The organism is Cupriavidus campinensis, from assembly GCF_905397395.1.
Classification (GTDB): domain Bacteria; phylum Pseudomonadota; class Gammaproteobacteria; order Burkholderiales; family Burkholderiaceae; genus Cupriavidus; species Cupriavidus campinensis.
In genome coordinates this window covers 40132-60950 of sequence record NZ_CAJPVH010000006.1, presented here as the reverse complement: position 1 = coordinate 60950, position 20819 = coordinate 40132, and the positions used below count along the sequence as shown (strand labels likewise).

The window sequence follows — 20819 nt, the reverse complement described above, 5'->3', positions numbered from 1 at the left end:
CAGAATGTTTGCCCTGTCCGATCTAGCGCTGCCAAGTTCGCCGTCATGCACTGCATCCGGCGACTTTACACCCAAGGAATTCAACCATGATGGTGTTGTATTCGGGTACGACTTGCCCGTTTTCCCAACGTTGCCGCCTTGTCCTGTTCGAAAAGGGCATGGATTTCGAAATCCGCGACGTTGACCTGTTCAATAAGCCGGAAGATATTTCGGTGATGAACCCGTACGGCCAGGTGCCGATCCTCGTCGAACGTGACCTGATCCTGTACGAATCGAACATCATCAACGAATATATCGACGAGCGCTTCCCGCACCCGCAGTTGATGCCGGCCGACCCGGTGCAGCGTGCACGCGCCCGCCTGTTCCTGTTCAATTTCGAAAAGGAACTGTTCACCCACGTGTACGTGCTCGAGAACGAGAAGGGCAAGGCTGCCGAGAAGAATCACGAGCGCGCCCGCGCCGCGATTCGCGACCGCCTGACGCAGCTCGCACCGATCTTCGTGAAGAACAAGTACATGCTCGGTGAAGAGTTTTCGATGCTCGACGTCGCCATCGCGCCGCTGCTGTGGCGCCTGGATCACTATGGTATCGAACTGTCGAAGAACGCCGCGCCGCTGCTCAAGTATGCGGAGCGGATCTTCAGCCGCCCGGCGTACATCGAGGCGCTGACCCCGTCTGAAAAGGTCATGCGTCGTTAAGACGGTATCGACGCCACCGGAAGCGTAATGTCTGAAACATCCACCAAGCCCTACCTGATCCGCGCCATTTACGAGTGGTGTACAGACAACGGTTTTACGCCGTATGTCGCCGTGTTTGTCGACGGGAATACGAACGTGCCGCGCGAATTCGTGAAGAACAACGAGATCGTGCTGAACGTGAGTTTCGACGCGACAAGCGGGCTGGACATGGGTAACGAGTGGATCGGCTTCAGCGCACGCTTTGGTGGTGTGTCCCGCAAGATCGACGTGCCCGTGGAAAACGTGCTGGCGATCTACGCGCGCGAAAATGGCCAGGGCATGGCGTTCCCGGTGGAGCGCAGCATCCCCGAGACGCAGGCCGCCACCGAGCGCGAAAACAATCCCCCGCCAAAGCTGGCGCCGGTGGATGCGGACACGCCGGTCACGGCCGAAGAGGGCGGCACGGACGACGATCCGACCCCGCCCCCGGTGCCGCGAATCGGCGGCAAGAAGCCGTCGCTGAAGGTGGTGAAGTAGCCATCGTCAAAGTGGATCGCATGCAGTAGAATCGCGGTCTGCATCAAAATGCCGGCTTAGCTCATCAGGTAGAGCAGTTGATTTGTAATCATCAGGTGGCGGGTTCGAGTCCTGCAGCCGGCACCAGATAAAACAAGGGGTTACAGCAAGCGCTGTAACCCCTTGTCCGTTGTAAACTGCTTGGTTTTTCGATCGGAAACCGGCGGTATGTCCCATCTGCCACGGCGCACTGCCCATAGCGGCCCGACGCTCGTTCGGCTCCTGTCTCGCCTGATCCACGTCGATGCCGCGGAACCTGCCAGTTCCCTCTCCCACCAGCTAAGCCAATGGCTCGGGTGGACGGACGCCATCGCCCTGTCCGCCGCGCTCACCAGCCATCCGGCGCCGGGATCGTCGCTGCCGCCGCGCCCGGGGAATACCGAGGCGCGCGATGCCGTGCGCGTGCGCGCCGCGCTGGCCAATGCGATTGTCGATGACGGTGCATCCGGCGCGCGGCGCCGTGGGCCGGGGCGGCCAGCCGTGCCGGCGGAGTCGCCTGACGCGACGGTCGATTTCGCGGTCTATCGTCACAGATATCTGACTACGCAACAAACCATGGCGACGGACATCGGCATTTTGCGAGCTCGGCTGCGCAAAGCATTGACCGCCCGCCAGCCCGTGATGGCGAAGCTGGCGATGGTCGATACGGTCATGGAGCGCGTGGTAGGCGCACGCGAGCAGAGCCTGCTGTCGAGCGTGCCGGGGCTGTTGGAAACCCATTTCGAGCACCTGCGCCAGGCCTCCGGGCATGCGCCCGGCGCCTGGCTCGCGCAGTTCCGCAAGGACATGCAGGCCGTTCTGCTGGCCGAACTGGACATCCGTTTTGAACCGGTCGAAGGGCTGCTCGCCGCCCTGCGCGCTGGCTAACCGCATAGACATGAACAGAATTCTTCCTCATATCGTCGCCTTCATGGCGGGTCTCGCCGTCGTTTGCTGGATCGGTGCCGGCTACGCGGGCGCGAACGCGCTCGCCCTTGGCGTAACGCTCGTGATCGGTGCCTTCTACGTGACCGGCGCGTTCGAACTTCAGCGCTATCGACAGGCGACGGCCTCGCTGGCGCATGCGGTGTCGAAATTGTCCGAGAGCCCGGCAAGTCTCGGCCACTGGCTGGACACGCTCCCCGCCGGTCTGCGCGATGCCGTCCGGCTGCGCGTCGAGGGCGAGCGCGTGACGCTGCCCGCACCGACGCTGACGCCATATCTCGTCGGATTGCTAGTCCTGCTCGGCATGTTCGGCACCTTCCTCGGCATGGTGGCCACGCTGCGCGGCACTGGCATGGCCCTGGAAGGCGCGACGGACTTGCAAGCCATGCGCGCCTCGCTGGCGGCGCCGGTGAAGGGGCTGGGTTTCGCGTTCGGCACCTCGGTGGCGGGCGTTGCCACGTCGGCGATGCTCGGCCTGATCGCCGCGCTGTGCCGGCGCGAGCGCATTGAAGCGGTGCGGCAGCTCGACACCCGGATCGCCACCACGCTGCGCCCGTTCTCGCGCAGCCATCAGCGCGATGAAATGTTCCGGCTTGTGCAACGTCAGGCCGAGGTCATGCCGACGCTGGTCGACCGTCTGCAAGACATGATGGCCACGATGGAGCGCCAGAGCCGGACCCTGGCCGAGCGCCTTGCCGCGAGCCAGGAGGCGTTTCACGGTTCGACCGAAGCGACTTACACGCGGCTGGCATCTTCTGTCGAAGAAAGCTTGAAAACCAGCATAGCCGATAGCGCGCGCGTGGTCAGCGCGGTGGTCGAGCCCGCCGTCAGGGAGACGATGGCCGGTCTCGCGCATGAGATGTCGGCCTTGCGGGACACCGTCTCCGGGGCGGTGCGGCAACAACTCGAGGGCATTTCGACAGAATTTGCGACAACCACCGCCAATGTCGCCGATATCTGGCAACAGGCGTTGGGCGAACATCGGCACGCAAGTGAAACCCTGACCCGTGACCTGCGCCAATCGCTCGATACTTTCGGTGAAGCCCTGGTCCGCGAAAATCAGCAAGCACTGGCTCAAACTTCGTCTAGTTTCGCCGCGCAATCGACTTCGCTGGCGGCGGCGGTGACCCAGTCGCACGCCGATCTTCAGGTCCAGTTGCAGGCCCGCGACGAACAGCGTCTGACCGCGTGGACGGATGCGCTCGGCGCCATGGCCGCCGCGATTGCCACACAGACACAGGCGCAGGCCAGTGAGACGATTGCGGAAGTGTCTCGCCTCGTCGAGGCGACGACAGCGGCCCCCAAGGCGGCGGCCGCCATCATCGAGGAGTTGCGGGAGAAACTGTCCGAAGGACTCGTACGCGACAACGCAATGCTCGCCGAACGCGGCCGCCTGCTGGCATCGCTCGAAACCCTGCTTGATGCCGTGAACCATGCCTCCACCGACCAGCGCGTTGCGGTTGACGGGCTCGTGACGACCACGGCCGAGTTGCTCGAGCGCGTTGGCGCCCGGTTCGCCGAGTCGGTCGAGTCCGAAACCGAACGCATGGCGACGATTGCCGCGCAGGTGTCGTGCAGCGCTGTCGAGACCGCCAGCCTTGGCGAGTCGTTTGGCGCCGCCGTGCAGGTGTTCAGCGATGCCAACGGGCAACTGGTCGCGCACCTGCAACGCATCGAGGCTGCGCTCGACAAGTCGATGGCGCGCAGCGACGAGCAGCTCGCCTACTACGTGGCGCAGGCGCGGGAGGTTGTCGATCTCAGCATGCTCTCGCAGAAGCAGATTCTCGAAGACCTGCAACGGCTGGCAGCACCGGGCGCGGCCAACGGACCGGGCGCGGAGGCCGCATGAGCGAGGACCTCGACGCCGGCGTGGAGTCAACCGCGCCGGTCTGGGCCGTCTTTGGCGACCTGATGTCCGTGCTGCTGGGCGGCTTCGTGCTGATCCTGCTTGGGGTGATCGGCTTCCAGATGGAGCTGTCGGCCCGGCTCGAAGCCGAGGTCAAGCAGCGGCAGGAGGAGATGCAGCGGCGCGAGACGCTCGAGAAGGCGCTCGCCGGGCCGCTTTCGGCGGGCCGCGTGACGCTCGTGAACGGGCGCATCGGCATTAGCGGGAACGTGCTGTTCGCGGTGAATTCGGACCAGTTGCAGCCAGAAGGGCGCGAGTTGCTGAAGGGCCTTGCCGCGCCGCTGGGGGCCTACCTGCATGCGCGTGACGAGATCCTGATGGTGAGCGGCTATACCGATGACACCCAGGTGCGCGACAGCAATCGCCGCTTTGCCGACAATTGGGAGTTGTCTGCCCAGCGCGCACTGACCGTGACGCGTGGGCTGATCGAGGCGGGCATTCCCGCCGCGATGGTGTTCTCGGCCGCGTTTGGCGCCGAGCAGCCGGTGGTGCCGAATGCCGACGCCGCGAGCCGCGCCAGGAACCGCCGCGTGGAGATCGCGCCGATTCCGAGAGTGTCCACGGGGGCGGCAAAGTCTCATGGCTGATTTGGACCCGCGCCAGGACCCGCGCGCTCGTCTCGCCGCCTGGCGCGAGAGCGGCGCCGACCGGATCGACCCGGTGCGCTTTCGGCTGCTGGAAGCGCTGGCGCGGCGCTCGTCGAACCAGCATGGCGAAGCGCGCGAACTGCTCGATGCGCGGCTGGCACACCTCGTGGCCGCGTATGGCGACGCGCTCACGCACGCTGCCCCGCGCGCCGACCGGCCAGCCAAGCCAGATGCCAGCCCGCTCGGCGGGCTTGTGGCATACATCGCGGCGCGCTCCTCGGCCAGTGCGCTGCCACCTGTCGCTGGTGCGCAACGCGGTCCCGAGCCGGCGCCGGCCCTGATCGACTATTTCCGCGACAGCTGGGCGCGCGTCAGCGCGGACCGCCAGTTGCGCGAGGCACTGGACAGCGTGCCGGCGAACGCCGGGCCGCTCAATACGAATCATCTTGTACATGGCGCACTTGCGCTGATGCGGGACGTGTCGCCGGGCTATTTCCAGCGTTTCCTGTCCTATGTCGATGGTCTGGCGTGGCTGGAACAGATGAACCCCGGTGCTGTGACTCCGGCCGAGCCAACAGCCCGCCGCGCCGCCAGCGCCCCAAAACGGCCGCGCGTCAAGCGCCGTGCCGCCGAAGCCGACCCCCTTGCCTGATCGCCTATGCTTGCACGCATAATGTGTCGCATACATTTGGGATAACAACAGGAAGGGTCAATGATGCAAAACAATCAGAGCATGGGCGGCCTCGCGCGCCTGGCGCGTCTTGCCGCGGCGGTGGCCGTCGCAACGCTTGCCGCCTGCGGCGGCGGGGGGGATGACGACGGCGGTTCGGTCGTCCGCGTCTCGGAGGTTGCCGCCACGACGAGCAAGTCCACCGCCAGCGTACTCCCCACCACGCGCTGGATGCCAGCCGTCACGGACACGTGGCAACTCCAGCTCCAGGGCAGGCTCAACACGTCGTACAACGCCGTCGTGTTCGATTTCGACCTGTTCGACACCCCGCAGTCCACCATCGACACGCTGAAGTCCCAAGGCAAGCGCGTGGTCTGCTACTTCTCCGCCGGTAGCAGCGAGAACTGGCGTTCAGATTATTCTCAATTCACGGCCGCTGACCAGGGCAATCCGCTCGATGGCTGGGCCGGCGAGCGCTGGCTCGACACCCGTTCCGCCAACGTCCGCAGGATCATGACGGCGCGGATGGACCTGGCGAAGTCGAAGGGGTGCGATGGCATCGACCCGGATAACGTCGACGGCTACACCAACAACCCGGGTCTGCCGCTGACGGCCGCGACGCAGCTCGACTACAACCGCTTTCTGGCCACCGAGGCCCACGCGCGCGGGCTGGCCATCGGACTCAAGAACGATATCGACCAGGTCTCCCAGCTTGCTGGCGATTTCGATTTCGCGGTCAACGAGCAGTGCTTCCAGTACAACGAATGCGGGGTCTACGCGGCGTTCACCACGCAGGGCAAGGCCGTGTTCAATGTGGAATATGCGACGAAATGGAAGGACGCCACGCGGCGCGCCACGCTCTGCGCGAAGGCCCAGGCGCTGAACCTGCGCACGCTGGTGTTGCCGCTGAAGCTGAACGATAACTTCCGCTACACCTGCGACTAGGCTGTTGCAATTGGGGGGGGGGCGGTGGAGGCCGGCGGGGCGTGCCTCAGTCTGGCGTCTTGCCGGTCTTCTCCAGCTCGCGCCAGGCCAGGAACAGGCGCGTATCGAATTCGAGCTGGTGATAGCGTGGCTCCATGTGCTCGCAGAGACGATAGAACGCCTTGTTGTGGTCGCTCTCTTTCAGGTGGGCCAGTTCGTGGACGACGATCATGCGGAGAAAGTCCGCTGGCGCCTCCTTGAACAGCGACGCCACGCGGATTTCCTTCTTGGCCTTGAGCTTGCCGCCCTGCACGCGCGAGATGGCGGTGTGCAGGCCGAGCGCGTGCTGCGCGGTGTCGAGGCGCGCGTCGTAGCCCACCTTGTGCAGCGGCGGCGCGCTGCGCAGGTATTCCTGCTTGATGTCCGACGTGTAGTCGTACAGCGCGCGATCCGTCTGGACCGTGTGCGGCGCCGGATAGCGCCGCGCAAGGTGATCCCCCAGCCCGCCCGCCGCGATCAACGCGCGCACCTGGTCGAGCACCCCGGGCGGATAACCACCCAGGAAGCGCATCGGATCCTTCACGCCGGGGCGGCAGCCTTCGCTCACAGACCCTTCCTATTTAGTGGTGATGATGGTGGTGGTGCATCCAGCTGTTATCCACCGAGTTCACGAACGACTCGACGGCGTCCTTGTCCCCGGTGGCATGGCGCATCATCTCGCCGCACTTGCAGAAACCCTGGTACGGCAGGATGTGCGAGCAGGCCGACGTCTTCTGCAGATACAACGTGACGGGTTTGGTGCACTTCTTGCACTTGAACTTCAGGGTAAGGGCAGCTTTCATGGCAATTCGGACCGATTGTCGGAGGACTCGCGAGATTCGCGGGATAAAGGCGACATTGTAACGATGCCCGCGAATCAGCGTGGATCGCTGGTTTTCGACGGGGCAATCCGGAACGGCTCGATTTCGTACTGCTCGCCATGCTTGCGACAGTCGTCGGCGATGGAGATCCACCAGTCCACCGTGACGATATACGTGCTGCCGTTGATGTCGTTCTCGGTGGCAACGGTGTCGCGGCCGAGTTTGAGATTTCGGCGGGCCATCGTCAGGGCTTTCAAGCGGGTGTCGGCGTAGAGGCTGGGGTCCCAGAGCATCATCAGCCGTTCTTCTTCCCAGACCACCCAGGCCAGTTCGTTGCCGCTGGGGAATTTATAGCCCACGACACAAAAGCGATTCCGCTCTCGGTTTGCTCTCTCTATCGCGAGGAGGTACTTGATTGTCGCCCTTGGGTCTAGGTAGCCCGGATCAGCGGAGACTCTGAACCGCCCGGAGGCATTGCCGGCAACAGCATCAGGTAGATCATGATTCGCTTGTGTACTGCTCCACCCTAGAAGTGCGCATAGCAGGAAGCCCCAAGGCGCTATCTTCATTGACGCGGCTCCGTGATCGCGAACGGCTCGATTTCGTACTGCTCGCCATGCTTGCGGCAGTCATCGGCGATAGAGATCCACCAGTCGACTGTGACGAGATAGGTGCTGCCGTTGATGTCGTTCTCGGTGGCTACGGTGTCGCGGCCGAGCATTAGGCTGTGGCGCGCCATTGCCAAGCCGGCCAGCCGCATGTCCGCGTCAGAGCTTCCTCGCCAGAGCAGGAGGGTTCGCTCCTCCTCCCACAAGGTCCAGACCACCAAATATCCTTGCGGCATCCTGTAGCCAACAGTGCAAAATCGATTGCGCTGTTGGTTCTTGCCGCTACTGGCGACCAGATAGCGAATGGCTTTAGCGGGATCCCTGTAATAGGGGTTCGTCGAAGCTCTTGTGCGTCCCGTTGCGGTTTCCGAAACGGCGTCCGGTAGCTTGTCTTTGGCCATGGCATTTATCGAGCAGAAGGCCAAGAGAGCCAGGATTGTCTTTCTCATGGAAGTCGCCCTATTTTTTGGCATTCAACTGCGCAAGAAACGACTTGGTCAATGTTTAGAACTGCTGGCCTCCAAGTTGTTGAAATGGCTCGAAATTGGGCCCCGGTGGCTTTGACGGAAGCGTTCGCCATGCGTACATCTCGCCGGCAGATGGGTCGTTTCCAAAATGCTTTCCACTGGCGACCGCTATCGCATTTTCCACGTAGGTTCGGAAGGCCGCGTTTTTTGCGTGCGTACCGTCGTTCGCAATGTTCATGGTTTTGTTCAGCAGAAGCGCCGGACGGTCCGCAATGATCGGGTAGCTTTCGAAACCCTCTACCTGATTGGGTGCCTTGATAAGATCGGTCAAGCTGGTGGCACCGCGCGCTGCAAAATGTGTTGCCCCGAGGCGTAGCCGATTACGCATGACATGCACCATCCATTGCATGCACTTGAGCGCCTCATCCAGACTGCTGAATTTGTCGCTATCGGGGTTCGCGTTCTCCACCACCAACATCCGCGCCAGAATCCCCGCCTCGGTCCCCGCATCCGGTAGTTCCAGCCTTGGCAACACCTCCACCGTCAGCCTCGGCGTATTCGCATCCCGCTGGGTGGTGCCATATATATAGGCATCGACATGCACCACCCGCCGGCTCACGATGCCGGTTTCGCTGACTTCGATCTTCAGTTGTTGCTCGATATCCCGGTCATTGACCTTGAGCGGGAGGATTCTCAAGGTGGAGTCGCTGCTCCGGAAGGCGAGATGCCTGCGGTTCGGGCCCAGGCCCGAGACCCTGAAAGGGAGTTGGTTTCCAGCGATGAGCGTGATTTGCGCGCCCATTGCCGCGCCGCTGCGGCGCAATAGTTTTGCCATGTCGGGTCCGATCCAGTGGTGAACCCGCCTGATTCTCCGAACCGCTCCTTGCCTCTGCAATGAGACGAGTCTGAAATTGGGCGCCATTTTTGCCGCGCTCGCGGCACGCCGGCCCCGCCCATCCGCCTGCTACACTCCCGCCATTCCTAGTCACACACCGCACACCTCCATGGCACAGTACGTTTTCACCATGAATCGCGTGGGCAAGATCGTTCCGCCCAAGCGTCACATTCTCAAGGACATTTCGCTGTCCTTCTTCCCCGGCGCCAAGATTGGCGTGCTGGGCCTGAACGGCTCGGGCAAGTCCACGGTGCTGAAGATCATGGCTGGCCTGGACAAGGAGATCGAGGGCGAGGCCACGCCGATGCCGAACCTGAACATCGGCTACCTGCCGCAGGAACCGCAGCTCGACCCCGAGCAGACCGTGCGCGAGTCCGTGGAAGAGGCGCTCGGCGGGGTGTTCGAGGCGCGCAAGAAGCTTGACGAGATCTACGCGGCCTATGCCGAGCCGGACGCCGATTTCGACGCCCTGGCCGCCGACCAGGCGAAATACGAAGCCATCCTGGCCGCCAGCGACGGCAACAACGTCGACCTCCAGCTCGATATCGCCGCCGATGCGCTGCGCCTGCCGCCGTGGGAAGCCAAGGTCGGCCATCTGTCCGGTGGCGAGAAGCGCCGCGTGGCGCTGTGCCGCCTGCTGCTGTCGCGCCCGGACATGCTGCTGCTCGACGAACCGACCAACCACCTGGACGCCGAGTCCGTGGACTGGCTCGAACAGTTCCTCACGCGCTTCCCGGGCACCGTGGTGGCCGTGACCCACGATCGCTACTTCCTCGACAACGCCGCCGAATGGATCCTGGAGCTGGATCGCGGACACGGCATTCCGTGGAAGGGCAACTACAGCTCGTGGCTGGACCAGAAGGAGCAGCGCCTGAAGCAGGAGGAGTCGACCGAGTCGGCGCGCCAGAAGGCACTGAACAAGGAACTGGAGTGGGTGCGCCAGAACCCCAAGGGCCGGCAGGCCAAGTCGAAGGCGCGTCTGGCACGATTCGACGAACTGAACAGCCAGGAATACCAGAAGCGCAACGAAACCCAGGAGATCTTCATCCCCGTGGGCGAGCGTCTCGGCAACGAGGTCATCGAGTTCGAGAACGTGAGCAAGGGCTATGGCGACCGCCTGCTGATCGACAACCTGAGCTTCAAGGTGCCGCCGGGCGCGATCGTCGGCATCATCGGGCCGAACGGCGCCGGCAAGTCCACCTTCTTCCGCATGCTGACCGGCAAGGAGCAGCCGGACAGCGGCGAGATCAAGATCGGGCCGACCGTGAAGATGGCGTTCGTCGACCAGAGCCGCGATGCGCTGGATCCGAACAAGACCGTGTTCGAGGAGATCTCGGGCGGTTCGGACGTGCTGACCGTGGGCCGCTACGAGACCCCGTCGCGCGCCTACATCGGCCGCTTCAACTTCAAGGGCGGCGACCAGCAGAAGCACGTGGGCACGCTCTCCGGTGGCGAGCGCGGCCGGCTGCACATGGCCAAGACGCTGATTGCCGGCGGCAACGTGCTGCTGCTCGATGAACCGTCGAACGACCTCGACGTGGAAACGCTGCGCGCGCTGGAAGATGCGCTGCTGGAATTCGCGGGCTGCGTGATGGTGATTTCGCACGATCGCTGGTTCCTGGACCGTATCGCCACGCACATCCTGGCGTTCGAGGGCGATTCCCACGTGGAATTCTTCCCAGGCAACTACCAGGAATACGAGGCGGACAAGAAGCGCCGCCTCGGCGAGGAAGGCGCCAAGCCGAAGCGCATCCGCTACAAGCCGATCGCGCGTTGATCGTGGCAGCCCCTCTCCCGCCCGGGGGAGGGGCCTGCGCAGGCATTACCCCCGCACCAGCCTCACCTTCGTGATTTCCGAAGGCGCCCCGAAGCGTTTCGGCGGCCCCCAGTAGCCCGTTCCGCGGCTCACATAGACCCACAGGTTTTCATGCCGGTTCAGCCCATGCACATAGGGCTGCTGCATCGGCACGAACAGGTTCCACGGCCAGAACTGCCCGCCGTGGGTATGTCCGGACAATTGCAGCTCGAAGCCGGCCGCCGCCGCCGCCGGCGCGGTACGTGGCTGGTGGGCCAGCAGCACCCGCACCGCCGCGTGTGCCGGCGCGCCGGCCAGCGCCTGCGCCGGGTCGCTGCGATGGCTATCGATGAAATGGCCTGCCGAATAGTCGGTCACGCCGCCCAGCACCAGCGCTGCGCCGCCGCGCTCCACCACCACATGCTCGTTCATCAGCACGCGCAGGCCCAGCCGGCGCAGCTCGACGATCCACGCCTCGGCGCCCGAGTAGTACTCATGGTTGCCGGTCACGACGAAGGCCCCGTGTTTGGCCGATAGCCGGCCCAGCGGCGCGGTGTGATCGGCCAGCTCGCGCACCGTGCCGTCCACCAGGTCGCCGGTCACGGCCACCGCATCGGCCTGCAACTGGTTCACGCGGTCCACGATGCGGTCCAGGTAGGGCTTCTTGATCGTCGGGCCGACGTGGATATCGCTGATCTGGGCGATGGTGAAGCCGTGCAGCGCCTCGGGCAGGTTGGGAATCGGCACATCCACCTCGACCACCCGGGCCAGCCCGCGCGCATTGAAATAGCCGACCACGCTGACGAACAGCGCCAGTCCCAGCACGGCCACCGCGCTGTCGGGCAGCAGGGCGGGTGGATGCCAGCCCACGGCCAGCGTGCCCAGCAGGAACAGGTCGCGCGCCACGGTCAGGATCAGCAGCGTTGAGAAGAATCCCATCGCCAGCATGCCGAGCCAGGAAATCCGGTCCGCCCAGGGCGGGGTCAGGCGCCGCGCCAGCAGCGCGGTGGGCAGCAGCAGGGCCGAGATGACGAGCCACAGCGCGCCCAGGCAGGCCACGGCCATCGGCACGGGCAGGTCCGGCAACAGCCGCACGCCGATATAGCCATGCAGGAGCGCCGTGATGGAGGCGGCAAAGAGGATCGAACGGCGGGGCGGCAGGGCGCTCATCGGATGGCCTTAGGCATCGTAGTTATCCGAAGAAGGTGAGGCTGGCATAACGCGGCTTCAAGGGCCGGGGGCCAGATTCAGAGGATTCTCAAGCGAAGCAAGATGCACACCCGGCCCCCTGCCGGGCGGCGCGAACCGTACCCAGTGCTGCGGTGATCTGCGCCGTTTCATCGTACGAAGTGAATGTTTTCGAGAGGGATTGTTCCGCCTGGGCGCCTCCATTAGATTCCTCTCAGCAGCCCGGTTGTGCCGGATGCTGCGCAATTCGACGGAGTCGCCATGTCGTTCCGCTTCATGCGTGGGTTGTCCTGCCGGGCGATGGTCGCCCTGGCCTTGCTGGGCGCCGCCGCGCCAACCCTGGCTGCACAGCCGCCGGCGCGCTCGCCGCTCACCCCACTGACGTGGCCGCGCAACTTCGATACCGCCGGCGACCACATCGAGCTCTATCAGCCAGAGATCGAGAAATGGGATGGCACCCGCATGTCGGGCCGGGCCGCCGTGGCGGTGGGCCCGCGCGATGGCACGCCGACCTACGGCGTGGTGCATTTCTCGGCGACCGCCGATATCGACAAGCCCTCGGCGCTGGTCCAGCTCTCCCAGATCCAGATCGAAAGCGTGGAAGTCCCCACCCGCCCCGATGCGGCCGACACGGTGCGGCAGGCGGTCATCGCGCGGCTGCCGGCCAAGGGGCTGACGGTGCCGTTGGACCAGTTGCAGGCCAGCTACGCGGTGTCCCAGCAACTGGGTCGCGCGGTGCGCGTGCCGGTGAAGAACGATGTGCCGCAGATCCTGTTCGCCACCACGCCGACCTTGCTGGTGCATGTCGATGGCGAGCCCGCGTGGCGCGCCGTCGGTGGCACCTCGCTGGAACGGGCGATCAACAGCCGCGCCCTGCTGTTGCGCGAAGCCGGCGGGGAGCTCTGGCTCAACGCCGCCGGTTACTGGTACAAGTCCGAATCGGCGGGCGGTGCGTGGGCCGTGGTGCCGTCGCCACCGGCGGCACTCCTCGGCGCGGCCAGCAAGATCCGGGCAAACAAGGCCGAGCCGAAGCCTGATCCGATGTTGCCCGCCAGCGGCAAGCCGCCCGCGCAGGCGCCGGCCGTGCTGCTGGCCACGCAGCCGGCCGAACTGGTCGTCACCAGCGGCGAGCCGAAGATGACCCCGGTGGGCGGCACCAGCCTGCTCACGCTGTCCAACGCCGATCACGCGGTCTTCGTCGATCCGTCCACCAATCAGTATTACGTGCTGCTCTCGGGCCGCTGGTTCCGCGCGCCGATGCTGACCGGGCCGTGGACGCACGTCACCGGGAACCAGTTGCCGGCGGACTTCGCCAGGATCTCGCCGCAGGACCCCAAGGCCAACGTGCTGGTCTCCGTGCCGGGCACGCCGCAGGCGCGCGAGGCCGAGATCGCCGCCACGATTCCGCAGACCGCATCGGTCGCGCGGGCCAAGGCCACCGTGGCCGTGGTCTATGACGGCACGCCGAAGTTCGTGCCGATCACCGGCACATCGCTGCAATACGCGGTGAACACGGGCACGCCGGTCATCGAGGTGGATAGCAACCACTATTACGCCGTGTCCAACGGCGTCTGGTTCACGGCGAGCGTGCCGGGCGGACCGTGGCATGTGGCCACCGAGGTGCCGTCCGCCCTCTACACCATCCCGCCAAGTTCGCCGATCTACTACGTCACCTACGTGCGGATCTACTCGGTCACGCCTGAGACCGTGGTGGTCGGCTACACCCCCGGCTACATGGGCGTGGTGGTCAACCCCGACGGCACCGTGGTCTACGGCACCGGCTACGTCTACCCGCCCTACGTGGGCGCCTACTACTACGGCTACCCCGCTACCTACGGCTATGGCGCCGGGTTTGCCGTGGGCGTGACCGAAGGCTTCGCGTTCGGCTTCGCGGCTGGCGCCATCTGGGGCGCGGCGTCGCCGTACTGGGGCCCCTACTGGTGGGGCGGCGGCTACGGCTGGAACTACGTCAACGTGAACCAGGCGAATTTCTATGGCCGATGGGGCCAGGGCACGGTCACGCACGCGCAGGGCTGGAACGCGTGGACCGGCACCCAGTGGCGCGGCACGGCGGGCTCTGGCTACAACCCGGCCACGGGCGCGCGCTACCAGGGCAGCCGGGGCGCCGCGTTCAATCCTTATTCGGGCGACTACGCCGCCGGGCGGCAGGGCTCGTTCTCAAATCCGTCCACCGGGCGTGAGGGTGCCGGGCGCGGCGGCGTGGTCGGCAACGAATACACCGGCAACTACGCCGGCGGCCGGCAGGTGGCGGGCTACAACGCGCAGACCGGCCGGGCCGGCGCCGCCGAGTTCGGCGTGGCCGGCAACACCCAGACCGGCGACCGCACCGCCGCCAGCCGTGGCGTGGTGGTCAATCCGAACAAGAACAACGCCGTGGCGTGGAACAACGGCAATGTCTACGCCGGCCACGACGGCAACGTCTACCAGCGCACCGACGATGGCTGGCAGCAGCACACCCCCAACGGCTGGCAGCCGGTGCAGCCGGTGCAGCCAAACAGCGACGTGCAGAACCGGCTCGACCAGCAGCGCCAGGCGCGCGACGTGGGCCAGCAACGCTTCGGCAACTCCGCGCAACAGTGGCAGGGCCGTGGGGGCGGCTTCCAGGGCGGGGGCGGACGCTTCGGGGGCGGCGGATTCGGTGGCGGAGGCGGCGGAGGCGGTCGTTTCCACGGCTTCCGGCGCTGACCGCGCGCAGTCTCGAACCGGCCTGTCCGCAGCGTCTCGATCCAACGAATTTGTTAAAGGCGGCGACGAAAAGATTGAATGGTGACGCTGCCGACACCGCTTTAACCTGCCCACACGAACGTTGTGCGGCATGCCGCGCAGCGAGGCCCAACCGCAGCGGAGCGGCACATGAAACTGCTTTCCCCCCTCGTCCTGGCTGTTGCCGCGCTCGGCCTGGGTGCCTGCAAGAAATCCGAACCCCCGCCGGCCGCCCAGCAGGCCGTGCCGGTGCAGGTGGTCAAGACTGCCGCGCAGGACCTGCCGGTGACCTTCGACTTCGTCGGCCAGACCGAGAGCGACCAGGCCGTCGATATCCGCGCCCGCGTGGCCGGCTTCCTGATCAAGCGCAACTACACCGAAGGCGCGGTGGTCAAGGAAAACCAGTTGCTGTTCGAGATCGACCACAAGCCATTCCAGGTCCAGCTGGACGCCGCCCGGGCGCAGCTGGCCCAGCAGAAGGCCCGGTTCGAGGTGGCCCGCGCCAACCTCGCCCGCGTGAAGCCGCTGGCGGCGCGCAACGCGCTCTCGCAGAAGGACCTCGATGATGCCAACGGCAACTTCCACGAGGCCGCCGCCGGCGTGGAGCAGGCCCAGGCCGAGGTAAAGACCCAGGAACTGAACCTGTCCTATACCTACGTGCGCTCGCCCGTGGATGGCGTGTCCAGCTTCGCCGTGCTGCCGGTGGGGGCCTATGTCAGCACGTCCAACAGCCTGCTGACCACGGTCTCCACGCTCCAGCCGATGCGGATCAACTTCAGCATCTCCGAGCCCCAGACGCTTGAATTCCGCGCCCAGCGCGAGGCGAAGTCGCTGGTGGTGCCGCCTGACGAGCAATACACGGTGACCGTGGTCATGGCCGATGGCAGCGAGTATCCGCACAAGGGCCGCATCGCCTTCGCCGACGCCACCTACAACCAGCACACCGGCACCTACCTCGTGCGCGCGCTGATGCCGAACCCGGGCGGCCAGTTGCGGCCCGGCCAGTTCGTGCGCGTGCTGGTCAGCGGCGCGAGCCGGCCCGGCGCCATTGTGGTGCCGCAGCGCGCGGTCATGCACGGCCCCAAGGGCGATCTGGTCTACGTGGTGGACAAGGACAACAAGGCCCAGCCGCGGCCGGTGATGGTGGGCGAGCTGTCCGGCTCGATGTGGCGCATCGCCAAGGGCCTCCAGCCGAACGAGACCGTGGTGGTGGACGGCGCCGGCAAGCTGGCGGCCGGCGTGCCGGTGCGCGTGACCGGCGAGGCCCCGCCTGCGGCGGTCGGCGAGGGCAGCCGCCCGGCCACGGCCTCTGGCGGTGCCCCCGTCAGCGCCCCGGTCGCCCCGGCCGCCCCGGCCAAGACCTGAACCGGAGCGCCCCATGATTTCCGCCTTCTGCGTCAAGCGGCCAATCTTCGCGGTGGTGATGTCGATGATCATCGTCATCGGCGGCGGCGTGGCAATGTTCGCGCTGCCGATCGCCCAGTACCCGGACATCACCCCGCCCCAGGTCACGGTCAGCGCCACCTACGCCGGCGCCGACTCGGACACCGTCGCCCAGACCGTGGCCGCGCCCATCGAGACCCAGGTGAACGGCGCGGACAACATGATCTACATGCAGTCCACGTCATCGCCCACCGGGTCGATGACGCTCAATGTCTACTTCGACATCGGCACCGACCCGGACACCGCCCAGGTGCAGGTGCAGAACCGCGTGAACCTGGCGCTGCCGCAGCTGCCCGAGGCGGTGCAGAAGACCGGCATCAACGTGGAGAAGCGCTCCACCAGCTTCCTGCTGCTGATCGGGGTCTATTCGCCGGATGGCCGCTTCGACCAGCAGTACATCAACAATTACGCGAACCTGTACGTGCTGGACGCCATCAAGCGCGTCAACGGCGCCAACCAGGCGCAGATCATGGGCTCGGCGGACCTCGCCATGCGCATCTGGCTGCGGCCAGACCGCATGGCGGCGCTCGGCATCACCAGCAAGGACGTGCAGAACGCGGTGCAGAGCCAGAACGAGCAGTTCGGCGCCGGCAGCGTCGGCCAGTCGCCGAACGCCAACCCGGTGGAGCTCTCGTTCCCGCTGGTCACGCCGGGCCGGCTGACCACGCCCGAGCAGTTCGAGAACATCATCCTGCGTGCCGATGCCACGGGCGCCGCCATCGTGCGGCTGCGGGACGTGGGTCGCGCCGAGATCGGCCAGCAGCAGTACATGCTGCGCTCGGCCCTGAACGGCAAGCCGGCGACGATCATCGCGGTCTACCAGCAGCCCGGCTCCAACGCGCTCCAGGTGGCCAACGACGTGCGCAAGACGCTCGACGAGATGGCCAAGACCTTCCCGGCCGGCGTGGCGTACAAGGTCTCGCTGGACACCACCGAGTTCGTCAGCGCCTCCATCGAGGAGGTGGTCCATACGCTGGTCGAGGCGGTGATCCTGGTCGTGCTGGTGGTCTTCATCTTCCTGCAGAACATCCGGGCGACGGTGATCCCGGTGCTGGCCGTGTTCGTGTCGATCATCGGCACCTTCGCCGGGCTGCTGGCGCTGGGCTTCTCGATCAACCTGCTGACGCTGTTCGCGCTGGTGCTGGCGATCGGCATCGTGGTGGACGACGCCATCGTGGTGGTGGAGAACGTCGAGCGGAACATGGCCGAGTTCAAGCTCTCCCCGCGCGAGGCCACCCTGCGGGCGATGGAGGAGGTGACCGGCCCGGTCATCGCCATCGTGCTGGTGCTCTCGGCGGTGTTCATCCCGGTGGCCTTTGTCTCGGGCACGACCGGGCAGCTCTACCGGCAGTTCGCGCTGACCATCGTCATCTCGGTGGTCATCTCGGGCTTCTGCGCGCTCACGCTCTCGCCGGCGCTGGCGGCGCTGATCCTCAAGCCGGGGCATCACACGCCGTGGCGCGGCTTTGTCTGGTTCAACGAGCGGTTCGACCGCCTGGTGCACCACTACGGCGACTGGGTGCGCACGGTGATGCGGCGCTCGGTGGTCGCGCTGGCGATCTTCGGGGCGATGCTGCTGGCCACGTGGCAGCTGTTCGCGCACATCCCCACGGCCTTTGTGCCGTCCGAAGACCAGGGCTACATCCTCGTGGCGGTGATCATGCCGGACTCCGCCAGCCTGGATCGCAGCGAGAAGGTCACCTCGCAGGTGGCCGAAATGTTCCGCAAGCACCCGGCCGTGGAGGATGCCTCCGCGCTGACCGGCTACAGCTTCATCGACAGCCAGTACAAGACCAACGCCGGCACGGTGTTCGTCGGCATGAAGAGCTTCAAGGACCGGGGTTCCGCCGATCTGGGCGTGCCGGCGATGCTGGCCGAGATGACGCCCAAGCTGCGCGCGATTCCCGAGGCGGTGATCATCCCGGTCAATCCGCCGTCGATTCCCGGGCTGGGCTCGCAGGGTGGCTTCGAGTTCTGGATCCAGAACCGGGGCACCGGCAACACGGCCGAGCTGGAAGGCGTGACGCGCCGCTTCATCCAGGCGGCGGCCGCGCACAAGGAGCTGGGGCGGCTCACCAGCACGATCCAGTCGGCATCGCGCCAGATGCGGGTGGAGGTGGACAAGGAGAAGGCCGAGACCATGGGCGTGCCGATTGCCGATGTCTACGGCACGCTGCAGACCCAGTTCGGCTCGCTCTACGTCAGCCAGTTCACGCAGTACAGCCGCGTGTGGCAGGTGATCCTGCAGGCCGAGCCGCAGTACCGGGCCACGCCGACCAATCTCGAATACCTGTACGTGCGCGGGCGGGACGGCAAGATGGCGCCGGTCTCCGGGCTGCTGAAGACCTACTACTCCAGCGGGCCGGACCTGCTCTCGCGCTTCAACAACTTCCCGGCGGCCAAGATCACCGGCGATGCCGCGCCCGGCCACAGCTCGGGCCAGGCGCTGGCGGCCATGGAGGCCGTCGCCCGGGAGGTGCTGCCCGCCGGCTACAGCTTCGCCTGGAGCGGCGAGGCGTTCGAGCAGAAGAAATCCGGCAACACCACCACTATCGTCTTCGTGTTCGGCATCGTCATGGTGTTCCTGATCCTGGCGGCGCAGTACGAGTCGTGGTCCTTGCCGCTTTCGATCCTGACCGCCGTGCCGTTCGGCATCTTCGGCGCCTTGATGGCGATCCTGCTGCGGGGCTTGTCGAACGACGTGTACTTCCAGATCGGCATGGTGACGCTGATCGGGCTGGCGGCGAAGAACGCCATCCTGATCGTGGAATTCGCGGTGATGAAGCACAAGGAAGGGCTCTCCCACGCCGATGCCGCCGTGGAGGCCGCCAAGCTGCGCCTGCGGCCGATCGTGATGACCTCGCTCGCCTTCATCCTCGGCGCGGTGCCGCTGTTCATCGCCTCGGGCGCGGGGTCGAACTCGCGGCACTCCATCGGCACCGGCATCATCGGCGGGATGATCGCGGCCACCTCGCTCGCGCTGCTGTTCGTGCCGCTGTTCTCGTGGCTGGTGGGCACCGCCGCCGACAAGTGGGCGGCCCGCCGCCCGCGCAGGCGTGTGGCGCCGTCCACGTCATCCACCGCTGGGGAGCCATCATGAACGCCGTTCTGCGCAGCACCGCGATGTCGGCCGCCTGTCTGGCGATCCTGGGTGGCTGTGCCATCGGCCCGGACTACGCGCGGCCGGAGGCGGCCGAACCGCCCAGCTACCGGATCGATGCCGGCGTGCTGACCGTGGCCGCCGACAGCGACTGGTGGAACAGCTTCAACGACCCGGTGCTGACCGCGATGGTGGAGGCGGCGCTGCGCAGCAACTACGACGTGCGCATCGCGGCGGCCCGCATCGAGGAATTCCGGGGCCAGCTGATGGTGGCGCGCTCGGGCTTCTATCCGCAGTTGAACGCCACCGCCTCGGCGGCGCGGCAGAAAAGCGGCTCGTTCAACGGCACGCCGTTCGCGGCGCTGGGCGGCCCGCGCAACAGCTACGAGACGCTGCTGAACGCCAGCTGGGAGATCGACCTCTGGGGCCGCATCCGCCGCCAGGCCGAGTCGGCCGAGGCCAGCCTGTGGAATGCCGAGTACACCCGGCGCGGCGTGGTGCTGGCGCTGGCGGCCTCGGTGGTGCAGGGCTACGCCACGCTGCGCGGGCTCGATGCGCAGCTCGACGTGGCGCGCGCCACGCTCGACGCACGCGGCCGCGCGCTGGACATCTTCCAGCAACGCTATCAGGGCGGTGTGATTTCGCAGGTGGAGCTGTCGCAGGCGGAGAACGACTTCTATTCGACCGAGGCGACCATCCCGCCGCTGCGCACGTCCATCGCCCAGACCGAGAACGCGCTGTCCGTGCTGCTGGGCCGCGAGCCGGGGCCGGTGGAGCGCGGCAAGCCGGTGAACGCGCTGATGGCGCCGGCCATCGGCGCCGACCTGCCAGCCGCGCTGCTGGCGCGCCGGCCGGACGTGCTGCAGGCCGAGCAAACCGCCGTGGCCGCCAACGCCCAGGTGGGCGCCGCGCTGGCGCTGTTCCTGCCATCGGTCAATTTGTCGGGGTTCTTCGGCGCGCTGGCCACCTCGCCGGCGGGCCTGTGGCAGAGCGCCTCGCAGATCTGGGGTTTTGGCGCCAACCTCGCCCAGCCGGTGTTTCAGGGCGGGGCGATCCGGGGGCAGGTGAACACAGCCGAGGCGGTGCGCGATCAGGCCATGCTCGGCTATCAGTTCAGCGTGCTCAATGCGCTGGCCGATGTGAACAACCAGTTGTCCAACGGCCTGGAAACCCGCAACCGGCTCGGCAGCCTGCGGCGGCAGGAGCAGAGCCTGCTGATCTACGCGGACCAGTCCAGCGCGCGCTACGAGGGCGGCTATTCCAGCTACCTCGAGGTGACGGACGCGCAGGAGAAGCTGTTTACGGTGCAGCTGGCGGCGATCCAGGGTCAGGTCGATGTGCTGACCGCCACCGCCGCGCTGTACAAGTCGCTCGGCGGCGGCTGGCCGGCCATCCCCAGCGACGTGCGGGACGCCGGCCTGACCGGCGACGCCCGCGCCACTGTGCCGCCTCCGCCCCCTCCCGCTAAATAGAAG

At 66.1% G+C, this 20819-nt stretch carries 18 protein-coding genes and 1 tRNA gene; 13 read left to right on the top strand and 6 right to left on the bottom strand.

What is annotated here, in order from left to right:
* The first annotated feature begins 86 nt into the window (after positions 1-86).
* From KHO18_RS05685 to KHO18_RS05650, 8 genes are all read left to right on the top strand, one after another.
* Complete coding sequence (locus KHO18_RS05685) at positions 87-698, top strand: glutathione S-transferase N-terminal domain-containing protein (protein ID WP_008643086.1); 612 nt, start codon at positions 87-89, stop codon at positions 696-698.
* Positions 699-725: 27 nt separating this feature from the next.
* Positions 726-1214, top strand: a complete 489-nt coding sequence (locus KHO18_RS05680) for a ClpXP protease specificity-enhancing factor (protein WP_144200438.1) — start codon at positions 726-728, stop codon at positions 1212-1214.
* 50 nt (positions 1215-1264) lie between these two features.
* Positions 1265-1340, top strand: a tRNA-Thr gene (locus KHO18_RS05675).
* 81 nt (positions 1341-1421) lie between these two features.
* Positions 1422-2120, top strand: coding sequence for a DUF3348 domain-containing protein (locus KHO18_RS05670; protein ID WP_144200440.1), 699 nt, complete (start codon positions 1422-1424; stop codon positions 2118-2120).
* A gap of 10 nt (positions 2121-2130) precedes the next feature.
* On the top strand, positions 2131-4026 hold the full coding sequence (locus tag KHO18_RS05665; RefSeq protein ID WP_211942897.1) for a DUF802 domain-containing protein: 1896 nt from the start codon (positions 2131-2133) through the stop codon (positions 4024-4026).
* On the top strand, positions 4023-4670 hold the full coding sequence (locus KHO18_RS05660; RefSeq protein ID WP_144200444.1) for an OmpA family protein: 648 nt from the start codon (positions 4023-4025) through the stop codon (positions 4668-4670). Before KHO18_RS05665 ends, KHO18_RS05660 begins: the two co-directional genes overlap by 4 nt.
* A complete protein-coding gene (locus KHO18_RS05655; protein WP_144200446.1) occupies positions 4663-5322 on the top strand; it encodes a DUF2894 domain-containing protein in 660 nt (219 codons plus the stop codon). Before KHO18_RS05660 ends, KHO18_RS05655 begins: the two co-directional genes overlap by 8 nt.
* Before the next feature lie 60 nt (positions 5323-5382).
* Positions 5383-6285, top strand: coding sequence for an endo alpha-1,4 polygalactosaminidase (locus tag KHO18_RS05650; protein ID WP_211942896.1), 903 nt, complete (start codon positions 5383-5385; stop codon positions 6283-6285).
* Positions 6286-6331: 46 nt separating this feature from the next.
* On the opposite strand, the gene KHO18_RS05645 is transcribed toward KHO18_RS05650, so the two are convergent.
* The 5 genes from KHO18_RS05645 to KHO18_RS05625 form a co-directional block, all read right to left on the bottom strand.
* Positions 6332-6835, bottom strand: coding sequence for a M48 family metallopeptidase (locus tag KHO18_RS05645; RefSeq protein WP_211942914.1), 504 nt, complete (start codon positions 6833-6835; stop codon positions 6332-6334).
* A gap of 49 nt (positions 6836-6884) precedes the next feature.
* Positions 6885-7106 (bottom strand): hypothetical protein, encoded by a 222-nt coding sequence (locus tag KHO18_RS05640; RefSeq protein ID WP_092299156.1) that lies wholly within the window; start codon positions 7104-7106, stop codon positions 6885-6887.
* Between the two features lie 74 nt (positions 7107-7180).
* Positions 7181-7483 carry a hypothetical protein gene (locus KHO18_RS05635; protein WP_244844571.1) on the bottom strand — a complete coding sequence of 101 codons (303 nt, stop codon included), beginning with the start codon at positions 7481-7483 and terminating at the stop codon, positions 7181-7183.
* Positions 7484-7689: 206 nt separating this feature from the next.
* Positions 7690-8133 (bottom strand): hypothetical protein, encoded by a 444-nt coding sequence (locus tag KHO18_RS05630; protein WP_244844570.1) that lies wholly within the window; start codon positions 8131-8133, stop codon positions 7690-7692.
* Between the two features lie 103 nt (positions 8134-8236).
* Positions 8237-9034, bottom strand: a complete 798-nt coding sequence (locus KHO18_RS05625; RefSeq protein ID WP_211942895.1) for a hypothetical protein — start codon at positions 9032-9034, stop codon at positions 8237-8239.
* Between the two features lie 169 nt (positions 9035-9203).
* On the opposite strand from KHO18_RS05625, the gene ettA reads away from it, so the two are divergent.
* Positions 9204-10871, top strand: coding sequence for an energy-dependent translational throttle protein EttA (gene ettA / locus KHO18_RS05620; protein ID WP_211942894.1), 1668 nt, complete (start codon positions 9204-9206; stop codon positions 10869-10871).
* 45 nt (positions 10872-10916) lie between these two features.
* Here the strand turns inward: ettA and KHO18_RS05615 are convergent, their stop codons facing one another.
* Positions 10917-12050, bottom strand: coding sequence for a metallophosphoesterase (locus KHO18_RS05615; RefSeq protein WP_144200571.1), 1134 nt, complete (start codon positions 12048-12050; stop codon positions 10917-10919).
* A gap of 288 nt (positions 12051-12338) precedes the next feature.
* Here KHO18_RS05615 and KHO18_RS05610 point away from each other — a divergent pair, with 288 nt between their 5' ends.
* The 4 genes from KHO18_RS05610 (at position 12339) to KHO18_RS05595 (ending at position 20816) form a co-directional block, all read left to right on the top strand.
* Positions 12339-14783, top strand: coding sequence for a carbohydrate-binding family V/XII (locus KHO18_RS05610; protein ID WP_186296928.1), 2445 nt, complete (start codon positions 12339-12341; stop codon positions 14781-14783).
* Positions 14784-14951: 168 nt separating this feature from the next.
* Complete coding sequence (locus KHO18_RS05605; RefSeq protein ID WP_144200458.1) at positions 14952-16166, top strand: efflux RND transporter periplasmic adaptor subunit; 1215 nt, start codon at positions 14952-14954, stop codon at positions 16164-16166.
* Between the two features lie 13 nt (positions 16167-16179).
* Positions 16180-19344, top strand: coding sequence for an efflux RND transporter permease subunit (locus KHO18_RS05600; RefSeq protein WP_144200460.1), 3165 nt, complete (start codon positions 16180-16182; stop codon positions 19342-19344).
* Positions 19341-20816, top strand: coding sequence for an efflux transporter outer membrane subunit (locus KHO18_RS05595; RefSeq protein ID WP_144200462.1), 1476 nt, complete (start codon positions 19341-19343; stop codon positions 20814-20816). Before KHO18_RS05600 ends, KHO18_RS05595 begins: the two co-directional genes overlap by 4 nt.
* Positions 20817-20819: the final 3 nt, after the last annotated feature.